Raw genomic sequence first — 5,913 nt, forward strand, 5'->3', positions numbered from 1 at the left:
CGAAATCATCCGCTGCCTAAAACGCTACATAGCACGCGAAATCTACCGACTCCTGATCCCCGCAACACCTTGACAGACCATAGGGGCATCCAGCCATCACCACGGCCGCGCCGCCCGCAGCACCACGGGAACGGCAGGGTGGAGCCGGAGGGAAGAGACGTGCCCGCCGTCAGGGCAGGCGCGCGAGCAGCTGTTCGGCGTGGCGGGTGACGAGGGCGAAACCGGACTCGGCGGCCGTGGTCCGGGCCGCGGTGGCGAGGTGGCGGGCCCGGTCGGGGTCGGTCTCGGCCAGGAGTTCGGCGTACGCGATCCGGGTCCGGGCGACCAGCAGCGGCGCGCGCAGGCGGCTGTTGACGGCGAGCGCGAGCTCGAACGCCTCGGACGCCTCGCTGGAGCGGCCGAGGGTGGCCAGCGCGTGCCCGAGTCCGTAGGCGACGCAGCCCTCGGTGGTCGCACCGGTGGTGGCGACCTGGTCGCGCCGGTCGTGCAGGAACGGCACGAGCCTGGCGGCCTGGTCGGGGAGGGCGAGCCGGTGGCAGACCTCCGCCCAGAGCATCACGGCGGTCGACAGGAACTGTGGCGCGCCGTCCGGGGCGACGTCGAGGTTCTCGGCGAGGGCCCGGGCGTCCGCCGTACGGCCCGTCTCGCACCACAGGTAGGCGAGGCCGGCGCGGAAGATCTGCAGCGCCGGGTGGGCCGCGGAGACCTGCTCGAAGCTCTCGGCGACCTCGGTGAGCCGGTCCTGGCCCCGGCGGATCTGGAAGAGCTGGGCGGCGTAGCCGAAGAGCGCCTCGTTCTGGCCGACGGCGAGGCCGCGTTGCAGCGCCGTCTCGGCGGCCGTCTCGGCCGCGCCCAGGTCGCCGTCGAGGAAGAAGCCGATCGACCGTGACTGCAGGTTGACCCAGGTGAAGAAGGGTTCCGGGCTTCGCTCGGCGAACGTGTCCCGGATGTCCCGCTCGCGGTCCATGGTGTCCCGGTCGCCGCGTTCGAGCGCGATCCCGTGGTAGGAGGTCGACAGCAGACCGCGCAGCCACGGATCTCCGGTGCGCTCCGCGGCGGCGACGCCCTCTCGCAGTATCCGTTCCCGCTGGTCCAGCGCGTTCAGCGGCCGCAGTGCCCGCTCACTCAGGCGGGCGACCTGCGCGAGGACGACGTCGTCACCGGTTTCGTGGGCGAGCGCCATCGCGTGGGCGACGACGACCTCGGCCTCGTTCTGCGCCACGATGTGGATCTCGATGGCGAGGATGGCGCGCAGGAGGGCGGCGTCGGCGGCCGGCGGCCGCGTCGCGATGGCCCGCCGCAGCGTCAGGACGCGTTCCTCGTCGATCGCGCCGAGCCGGCTCGCGCCGCCGCGGTTGTTGGCGAGGGCCGCGCGTACCAGAAGGTCGTCGAGGTTCAGGTCGACGGCGAGCCGGGCCGCGTCGAGAAGGGTCTCGCGGTACGCCGCGTCGCCGGACTGTCGCTGGGCGGTCCCGAGCCCGACGAGGGCCTCGCACCGGCGCCTCGACGGGCCCTCGGGAAGCAGGCCCAGGGTCTGGCGATACCAGCCGGCCGCGTCGTCGGGCGCGAGGTGGGTGAGCGCGTAGCCGCCCGCCCGGAACGCGTGTTCCGCGGCCTTGACCCGGTGGTGCGGGCCGACGGCGCGGATCCAGTGGTAGGCGATCTCACCGGACCCTTCTCCCCCGTCGCTTCCGGCCCGCCGCTCCAGGGCGACGGCGACCGCCTGATGGCCGAACGCACGGGCGGTGGGCCCGAGCTCGGTGTACAGGGTGTGCGCGACGATGGCGTGGGTGAACGCGAATCGTCCGGCGGCGTCGACGAGGAGCGCGTTCTCCACCGCCGGTGCCAGGCGCTCGTACGTCCGGAGGGGCTCCTCGCCGAGGAGTTCGCCGAGGAGGCCGAGTTCGAATTCCCGGCCGATGACCGACGCGGCGTCGAGTGCCCGCCGGGTCTCCGCGCCGAGACGCTGGGCGCGGCGGCTCACCACCTCGCGGACGCTGAGCGGGAGCCCGTGGTGGAGCAGCGGAGCCGGCGTGCTCCACCGGCCGTCGTGGTCGGTGACGGCTCCGGTCTCGATGAGGTGGCGGACGATCTCGGTGAGGAAGAACGGGTTGCCCTCGGTCTCGGCCCGTAACGCGTCCCGGAGCGCGGGCCCTTCACCGCCCAGGTCGTGACCGGCGACGGTCTCCAGGAACCCGAGCACTTCGCCGTCGTCGAGTCCGCGCAGCGCCAGGCGGGTGGTGCCGGTCTGGCGGTGAGTCGCGGCGAGCAGCCCGGACAGGGGATGCCCGGCGTCGATGTCGGAGTCCCGGAACGTCGCGATCATCATGATCGGCGTGGCCGGTGCGCGTTCGAAGAGGTACCGCAGGAGCACGAGGGTCTGGACGTCCGCCCAGTGCAGATCGTCCAGTACCAGGAGCACGGGCTTCCCCCCGGCCGCGACCGCGCCGAGGACGTCCACCATCGCGTTGTAGAGGACGAAGCGGGCCGAGTCCGACTCCAGGTCCACCGCGCCGGCGCCACCCATCAGCGGCGCGAGCGCCTCGTGACGCGGGGCCAGGACGTCGGGGAGATCGTGGTCGAGGGTGGTCAGCGCGTCCCGCCACGGCTGGTAGGGGACCGACAGCTCCTCGTCGCAGCGGCCGTAGAGCACCACGGCCTCGTGCCGGGTCGCCGCCGCGAAGACCGAGCAGAGCGCGGTCTTGCCGATGCCGGCCTCTCCGCTGATCAGAACCAGTCGGCGTTGTCCGGAGGCGAGCACCTCCTTCCACACGTCGGCGAGGACCACGCGCTCGTGGGTTCGACCGGAGAAGCCCAGGCCCGTGCCCGCCGTGAGCCGGGCGGGCAGGGCGCCGGCCGGGTCGGCGCGCGGCCCGGCGACGGCCGGGATCGGCGTGACCGGGCCGACGAACTGGTAGCCGCGGCGGAAGGCGGTGCGGATCAGCCGGTTGTCCCTGTCGACGTCACCGATCGCGACGCGGATGCTGCGCAGCACGGTGGTGATCGCGCCCTCGGTCACGAAGCGGTCGCCCCAGACCGCGTCGAGCAGTTCCTCCCGGGACACCACCCGGTCACGGTGGACGATCAGGTAGTGGAGGACGTCGAACGCGCGGGGCTCGAGCGGGACGCGCTCGCCCGCCGACCGGAGCTCGAAGAGGGAGGTGTCCAGCTCGAAATCACCGAAACGAAACGCTGCTCCCCCCACGGCCGGATCGTACTACCCGTGATCAATACGATGGCGGGATGGGCGGGCTGCGGATCGCGATCGTCGGGGGTGGGATCGGTGGGCTCGCGGCCGCCGGGTTCCTGCGGCGGGCCGGGTTCGCCGTGACCGTCTATGAACAGGCGGCGGCGCTGACCGAGATCGGCGCGGGGCTGATCGTCGCGCCGAACGCGGTACGCCTGCTGCGGCGCCTCGGGGTCCTCGACCGGTTCCGGGAGCGGGCCGTGGCGATCGACGTCGGGTGGGAGTTCCGGCGGTGGCAGGACGGCCGCATCCTGTCCGCGAAAGATCTCTCCGGTACGGGCGAGCGCACCTACACCAGCCACCGGGCCGACCTGCTGGACGCCGTCCGCGCGGCGGTCGATCCCGCGGCGATCCGGCTCGGGATGCGCTGCACCGGCGTCGACGGGAACGTGCTCGTGTTCGCCGACGGCAGCCGGGCCGAGGCGGACGTGGTGGTCGGTGCGGACGGTGTGCACTCGGTGGTCCGCGCCGCGATCGCCGGGGACGCGCCGGCGGCGTACTCGGGAATGTGTGCCTTCCGCGCCCTGGTCCCGGCCGCGCTGGCGCCGGAGTTCGCGCGCCGGGCCGCGCAGACGCTCTGGATCGGGCCCGGCCATCATCTCGTGCACTATCCGATCTCCGCGGGGCGGGTGGTCAACCTGGTCGCGATCGCGCCGGCCGGCGGGTACACGACCGAGTCCTGGAGTGCCACGGCGAGCGTGGAGGAGTTCCTCGCCGAGTTCGCCGGGTGGGACGCTCGGCTGACCGCGCTGATCCGGGCGGGCGGCACCCCGGGGCGGTGGGCGCTGCTGGACCGCGCGCCGCTGGACCGGTGGAGCCGGGGGCCGCTGACGCTGCTCGGCGACGCCGCGCACCCGATGTTCCCGTTCGTCGCGCAGGGTGCCGCGCAGGCCCTGGAGGACGCCGCGGTCCTGGCCGGGTGCCTCGCGGCGGCTCCGGGCGCGCCGCACGACGCGCTCCGGCGCTACGAGGCGCTGCGGGTCGGCCGGACCACCCGGTTGCAGCGGATGAGTCACGATCGCGCCCGTCTCAACCACCTGCCGGACGGCCCGGAGCAGCGGGAACGGGACGCCACGTTCGGGTCGCGTGATCCGCTGACCGCCGCCGCGTGGATCTACGACTACGACGCCACCACAGAGGCAGAGCTTCCTCCCGTACGGGAGAAGCCCGGGTTTTGATCTTCTGACCGGAATCGCCTCAGTGATGCGGCGGATGGGCCGAAGGGGGTGATGTCGACTGTCTGCGGCTGGCTGGGAGGCAAGGATGCGTCTGCTACGTCTGACGATTAAGCTCCGCATGATCATCTGCGTCGTGCTGATCACCGGTCTGTCCCTGCTGGCCGTGGCGTACTACATCACCCACAAGAACATGTCGGAGGCCCGGGAGACCGGTCTCGACTATGCCGAGCAGACCGCCGAGACCAGCGCGGCCGAGGTGCAGAGCCAGCTGCTCTCCGCACTGCGCTCGTCGCGGGACCTGGCCAGCGAGTTCAACGTGCTGGTCGCCGCGGGCGGCGACCGGAAGATCGCGAACGCCGAGCTCAAGGCGGTGCTCACCAACAACTCGGACTACCTGGGCGCGTGGACGCTCTGGGAACCGAACGCCTTCGACGGCATGGACAGGAAGTACCGCAACGCCGGCGTGCAGAACGACGCGACCGGACGGTTCATCCCGTGGTGGTTCCGCAACGGCGACGCGATCGAGACCAAGGCGTGCAGCAGCTACACGGTCGCGGGCGACGGCGACTACTACATCTCCGTCGTGGAGAGCGGCGAGGAGAAGCTGGAGGAGCCGTACGGGTACGACATCGGCGGCGAGAGCGTGCTGATGTCGTCGATGGTGGTGCCGATCGTGCGCAGCGGCAAGGTCGCCGGGGTGACCGGCATCGACATGTCGCTGGACAGCTTCTCCTCGCTGGTCAGCGGGATCAAGCCGTTCGGTACCGGCTCGGCCGTGCTGCTCAGCGCGGGCGGCCTGCTGGTCGCCGGCGGGGACAGCTCGCAGGCCGGGCAGGCCGCCGACTCGGCCGTGGTCACGCTGGCCGGCACCGCGGCCACCAGCGGGTCGCCCGAGCGCCGGGTGATCGGCAGCGGCGACGACGAGCAGGTGCAGATCGCCGCCCCGATCGTGGTCGGCAACGACACCTGGTCGCTGGTGGTCACCGTACCGACCGCGACCATCCTGGCCAGCGCGATCAGCGCCCAGCACACCAGCATGTGGATCACCCTGGGCGCGGTGGTGCTGGCCGCCCTGATCGCGCTCGCGGTGGCCCGGTCGATGGTCAAGCCGATCGAGTCGCTGAGCGGCCGGATGGCGGAGATCGCCGACGGCGACGGTGACCTGACCCAGCGGGCCGAGGTGGTCCGCGACGACGAGGCGGGTCAGCTGGCGGGTGCGTTCAACCGGTTCGTGGAGAAGGTCGCCGGGACGGTACGCGGCATCGCGGGTTCGGCGACCGAGGTCCAGGCGGCTGCCGACCGGCTGGCCGAGTCCACCGATCGCCTGAACGGCGACGCGGCGCAGGTGTCGGACAAGTCGGGTACCGCGGCCGAGGCGACGCAGACGGTGAACTACAGCGTGCAGTCGGTGGCGGCGGGTGCCGAGGAGATGAACGCGGCGATCGGGGAGATCGCGAGCAGTGCCGCGCAGGCCGCGCAGGTGGCCAA

The 5,913-nt window shown here is 72.4% G+C and carries 3 protein-coding genes; 2 read left to right on the forward strand and 1 reads right to left on the reverse strand.

Annotated features, from left to right (window positions below; all coding sequences use genetic code 11):
- Window positions 1–169: 169 nt before the first annotated feature.
- Entirely contained in the window at window positions 170–3,205 is a 3,036-nt protein-coding gene (locus AB0M08_RS47035; protein ID WP_364508765.1) for an AAA family ATPase, read from the reverse strand.
- A 38-nt stretch (window positions 3,206–3,243) separates the two neighbouring features.
- Between AB0M08_RS47035 and AB0M08_RS47040 the strand changes: the two genes are divergently transcribed.
- Both AB0M08_RS47040 and AB0M08_RS47045 read left to right on the forward strand, forming a co-directional pair.
- Window positions 3,244–4,425, forward strand: coding sequence for an FAD-dependent monooxygenase (locus AB0M08_RS47040; RefSeq protein WP_364508768.1), 1,182 nt, complete (start codon window positions 3,244–3,246; stop codon window positions 4,423–4,425).
- An 85-nt stretch (window positions 4,426–4,510) separates the two neighbouring features.
- Window positions 4,511–5,913 (forward strand): methyl-accepting chemotaxis protein (locus AB0M08_RS47045; protein WP_364508771.1); only part of this gene is annotated, 1,403 nt, incomplete at its 3' end.

It is taken from the genome of Actinoplanes sp. NPDC051851, assembly GCF_040681165.1.
Taxonomy (GTDB): Bacteria; Actinomycetota; Actinomycetes; order Mycobacteriales; family Micromonosporaceae; genus Actinoplanes.

What these genes read in the sequence shown, in the direction of transcription:
- AB0M08_RS47040 (WP_364508768.1), top strand. Translation starts at nt 3,244, where the DNA reads ATGGGCGGGCTGCGGATCGCGATCGTCGGGGGTGGGATCGGTGGGCTC.